The sequence below is a fragment of the Neisseria sp. P0021.S005 genome (genome assembly GCF_051956955.1).
In genome coordinates this window covers 1-4,861 of record NZ_JBQCWY010000207.1, presented here as the reverse complement: position 1 = coordinate 4,861, position 4,861 = coordinate 1, and the positions used below count along the sequence as shown (strand labels likewise).

Sequence of the window (4,861 nt, the reverse complement as noted above, 5' to 3'; positions counted from 1 at the left end):
AATTTGGCGCACACATCATGCACATCGGCGGCTATTTCATTGACAACCCCATCGCACTCGCCCCCATGGCAGGCATTACGGACAAACCGTTCCGCCGGATTTGCCGCGAGTTTGGCGCAGGGTGGGCAGTATGCGAAATGCTGACCAGCGATCCGACCTTGCGCCATACCAAAAAAACCTTGCGCCGCAGCGATTTTGAAGGCGAGGGCGGAGTGGTGGCCGTCCAGATTGCCGGCAGCGATCCGCAGCAGATGGCGGAAGCCGCGCGGTATAACGTCGGCTTAGGCGCGCAGGTTATCGACATCAACATGGGCTGTCCGGCCAAAAAAGTCTGCAATGTGCAGGCAGGCAGCGCGTTGATGCAAAACGAGCCTTTGGTTGCCGAAATCTTGAAAGCCGTTGTCAATGCGGTGGACGTACCCGTTACCCTCAAAACCCGTTTGGGCTGGCATGACGAACATCAAAACTTGCCGACCATCGCCAAAATCGCCGAAGAAACAGGCATCGCAGCCCTTGCCATTCATGGCCGCACCCGTACGCAGATGTACAAAGGCGAAGCGCGTTACGAACTGATTGCCGAAACCAAAGGCCGTCTGAACATCCCCGTTTGGGTCAACGGCGATATTACTTCGCCACAAAAAGCCGCCGCCGTCCTCAAGCAAACCGCCGCAGACGGCATCATGATAGGGCGCGGCGCACAAGGCAGACTGTGGCTTTTCCGTGATTTAAAACATTACGCCGAACACGGCGTTTTGCCACCGGCCTTAAGCTTGGCAGAATGCAACGCCACCATTTTGAACCACATCCGCGCCATGCATGAATTTTATGGCGAAGTGGCCGGAGTACGCATCGCCCGAAAACACATCGGCTGGTACATCGACGAAATGCCCGAAGGCGAACAAACACGCCGGGAAATCAACCGCTTGGACAGCACCGCAGCACAATACGACACCCTTGCCGCCTATCTTGAGACGCTTTCAGAGAAAACCGACCGCTGGGTGTGTCACTATCGGGAAAGCTGAAGAGTTTCAGACGGCCTCATCATCTAAAAATAAATCTATTTAAAAACAAACTCAAAGAAAGACATCACGATGAATCAAACGACTACTGACATTGCGCAATGTATTGAACAAAACTTACGACAATACTTCAAAGACTTGGATGGTACGGAACCTTGCGGCGTGTACGATATGGTGTTGCACCAAGTCGAAAAGCCGATGCTAATTTGCGTGATGGAACAATGCGGCGGCAACCAATCTAAAGCGGCGGCCATTTTGGGGTTAAACCGCAATACCCTGCGTAAAAAGCTGCAGCAGCATGGTTTGTTGTAATAGAGAGGAATAGGGTGCATTGCTGCCTACCTATCATGAAAGAGCCGGCCGGGTCATTCATCCATTAGTTGGATATTTTTGGATTTGTTGACACAATCAAAATAAAAACAGCTTGAAAAGGCTTCAGGCCGTCTGAAGACCAGAGAAGAAACGATTAATTTTTTTACCATGAGTTGAACCATGCTTTACCAAATACTCGCACTGTTAATCTGGGGCAGCTCGTTTATCGCTGCCAAATATTCCTACGAGATGCTCGATCCGACGCTGATGGTTGAGGCGCGATTGTTGATTGCCGCATTGATGGTGCTGCCGTCGTGCCGCCGTCATTTGGGCAGGATTCCGCGGAGCGAATGGAAGCCGTTGTTGTGGATTTCCTTTGTCAACTACGTTGTCGTTTTGATGCTCCAGTTTATCGGTTTGAAATATACATCTGCCGCCAGCGCGGTTACCATGGTGGGGTTGGAGCCTTTGCTGGTGGTCTTTGTCGGTCATTTCTTCTTCAACGACAAAGCCAAACTTTACCACTGGATTTGCTGCGCGGTGGCGTTTGCCGGCGTGGGCATGATGGTAATGGGCGGCGCGGAAGAGGGCGGTACGATTGACTGGTTCGGCTGTTTGCTGATTTTACTTGCAGGATTCGGTTTTGCAGGCGTGATACGTCCGAGCCAGCAGATGATTGTCCGTATTGGTGCGCCTGCATTTACCGCGGCTTCCATGGCGGTGGCGGCGGTGTTGTGCCTGCCGTTTTCGCTGGTGTTGGCAGACAGTTATCAAATCAATTGGTCATGGGGCGGTACGCTGTCGGTTTTGTATATGGGGATTGGTTGCAGTTGGCTTGCCTATCTGTTGTGGAACAAAGGCATGAACACAGTCCCTGCCAACGTCTCCGGCCTACTGATCTCGCTTGAGCCGGTCATCGGCGTTATCATGGCGGTGTTAATTTTGGGCGAACATTTAAGTACCATGTCTGCGATGGGCATTACCGTCGTTATTGCGTCCACTTTTGTCGCCGGTATGCTGACGCGTGTGAGCAACAAACATAAAAAGGCCGTCTGAAAACGGTTTCAGACGGCCTCAAGTAAGCAGTATTATTTTCAATAAAACATTTTGGGAAAATTTCTATGAAACACATTATTTCCCTACTTTTAAAAGAAAATGGGATTTAAATAGGTAAAAGCAAAAGGCCGTCTGAAACCAAGTTTCAGACGGCCTTTTGCAATAAAATTGTTAACAATATTTGTAAAAACCTACTGCCAAAAATGCGAAACTGGAGGATAATACCGCCCTGAAATTTCATCCCATACTGATTAAACCTTCAACAAAGGAAATCCAAATGTCTTCCATCAAACGCGCCCTGATCAGCCTATCCGACAAGACAGGCGCAGTCGAATTTGCCCAAACCCTGACCAAGCTCGGTGTTGAAATTCTCTCTACCGGCGGTACAGCAAAACTCTTGGCTGATGCAGGCGTTCCCGTTATCGAAGTTGCCGACTATACCGGCTTTCCCGAAATGCTCGACGGCCGCGTGAAAACCCTGCATCCGAAAATCCACGGCGGTATCCTCGGCCGTCGCGATTTGGACGAACACGTCGCCAAGATGGAAGAACACGGCATCGGCAACATCGACCTCGTGTGCGTCAACCTCTACCCCTTCGCCGCCACCATCGCCAAACCAAACTGCACGCTGGAAGACGCGATTGAAAACATCGACATCGGCGGCCCGACCATGGTGCGTTCTGCCGCGAAAAACTGGAAACACGTCGCCATCGTTACCGATACCGCCGATTTCCCGGCCATCGCCGTCGAACTCGAAGCCAACAACGGCGCATTGAGCGACAAAACCCGTTTCAACCTCTCACGCAAAGCATTCAGCCATACCGCCCAATACGACGGCATGATTTCCAACTACCTGACCTCGCTTTCAGACGACGTCTTGAGCGGCCAGCCCCAAATCGGCGAATTCCCGAGCCAGTTCAACCAAAGCTGGATTAAAGTGCAAGATATGCGCTACGGCGAAAATCCGCACCAACGCGCCGCGTTCTACCGCGATATTTACCCAGCCGCGGGCAGCCTTTCCGCCTACAAACAGCTGCAAGGCAAAGAATTGTCTTACAACAACATCGCCGATGCCGATGCCGCATGGGAAGCCGTCAAATCCTTTGACGCGCCAGCCTGCGTGATTGTGAAACACGCCAATCCGTGCGGCGTAGCCATCGCCTCCAATACCTTGGATGCATACAAACTCGCTTACGCCACCGACACCACCAGCGCATTCGGCGGCATCATTGCCTTCAACCGCGAAGTTGACGGCGAAACCGTCAAACAAATTACCGACAACCAATTTATGGAAGTCCTCATGGCGCCGAAGTTCACCGCCGAAGCCCTCGAAATCGCCGCCGCCAAGAAAAACGTGCGCGTATTGGAAGTGCCGCTTGAAGCAGGTGCCAACCACTTTGAACTCAAACGCGTCGGCGGCGGACTGTTGGTACAAACCCCCGACATCCACCGCCTCAGCCGCGCCGATTTGAAAGTCGTCTCCAAACGCCAACCGACCGAGCAAGAATGGAACGACCTGATGTTTGTATGGAACGTCGCAAAATACGTCAAATCCAACGCCATCGTCTTCGGCAAAGGCGGTCAAACCTACGGCATCGGCGCAGGCCAAATGAGCCGCGTGGACAGCACCCGCATCGCCGCCCGCAAAGCGCAAGATGCCAATCTCGACCTCAACGGCGCATGTGCCGCTTCCGATGCCTTCTTCCCATTCCGTGACGGCGTAGATGTCATTGCCGAGCAGGGCATCAAAGCCATCATCCATCCCGCAGGCTCCATGCGCGACCAAGAAGTCTTTGACGCGGCGGACGAACACGGCATCGCCATGGTCGTCACCGGCATCCGTCATTTCCGCCACTAATAAGCTGATATAAAATAAAGGCCGTCTGAAAACAAAGTTTCAATATCATGAAACCCGTTTTCAGACGGCCTTCTTCAATCATCAAACAATTTAGCGGCCTAACTGTAAATCAGGACAAAGCAACCAAGCTCCAGCCAGCCCGATTCATGCAGCAACACAATGCCGCCCAAGTTAAAACCAACCCACTCAGAGCAAGAAACATGAAACACATCCTCCTCATCCTCGCCCTTGCCGCACTCACCGCCTGCGCCTCCAGTCATACCGGTGGCTACGGCTATGCCGGCAACAACGGCGCTTCCGCAGGCGTGACCCAAACGTTCCGTTGGTAAGGCCGTCTGAAAAAACAACACAGTTTTCTACAATAGAGCACAAACAAATCCCAAACGTAAAGGCAAGTTTTACACTTGCCTTTTTAATGTTATCTATCGGCTTAATAGCGCATAAATTCGTGTCATTTGCGCACTATTTATATGTTAGGAAAGGTCAAGGCCGTCTAAAAACAGGCTATGCAAAGCCATTACACGTTTCAAACCAATTTTCAATACAAATTTCATTAATTACCTAAATAAATCCAATATTCAAATCTATTACAATAGAAACTATCTAAATCATATAT

At 51.2% G+C, this 4,861-nt stretch carries 5 protein-coding genes; all 5 read left to right on the top strand.

Features of this window, described 5'->3' with window-relative positions:
• The first annotated feature begins 17 nt into the window (after positions 1 to 17).
• The 5 genes from dusB (at position 18) to ACTHUE_RS11050 (ending at position 4,574) form a co-directional block, all read left to right on the top strand.
• Positions 18 to 1,022, top strand: coding sequence for a tRNA dihydrouridine synthase DusB (gene dusB / locus ACTHUE_RS11070; RefSeq protein WP_440423478.1), 1,005 nt, complete (start codon positions 18 to 20; stop codon positions 1,020 to 1,022).
• Between the two features lie 69 nt (positions 1,023 to 1,091).
• Positions 1,092 to 1,331, top strand: a complete 240-nt coding sequence (locus tag ACTHUE_RS11065; RefSeq protein WP_070459344.1) for a Fis family transcriptional regulator — start codon at positions 1,092 to 1,094, stop codon at positions 1,329 to 1,331.
• A 180-nt stretch (positions 1,332 to 1,511) separates the two neighbouring features.
• Positions 1,512 to 2,387 (top strand): DMT family transporter, encoded by an 876-nt coding sequence (locus tag ACTHUE_RS11060; protein ID WP_070459340.1) that lies wholly within the window; start codon positions 1,512 to 1,514, stop codon positions 2,385 to 2,387.
• A 277-nt stretch (positions 2,388 to 2,664) separates the two neighbouring features.
• A complete protein-coding gene (purH, locus tag ACTHUE_RS11055; RefSeq protein ID WP_070712166.1) occupies positions 2,665 to 4,245 on the top strand; it encodes a bifunctional phosphoribosylaminoimidazolecarboxamide formyltransferase/IMP cyclohydrolase in 1,581 nt (526 codons plus the stop codon).
• A 47-nt stretch (positions 4,246 to 4,292) separates the two neighbouring features.
• Positions 4,293 to 4,574: a hypothetical protein gene (locus tag ACTHUE_RS11050; RefSeq protein WP_083315937.1), complete on the top strand. Its 282-nt coding sequence runs from the start codon at positions 4,293 to 4,295 to the stop codon at positions 4,572 to 4,574.
• Positions 4,575 to 4,861 lie beyond the last annotated feature (287 nt).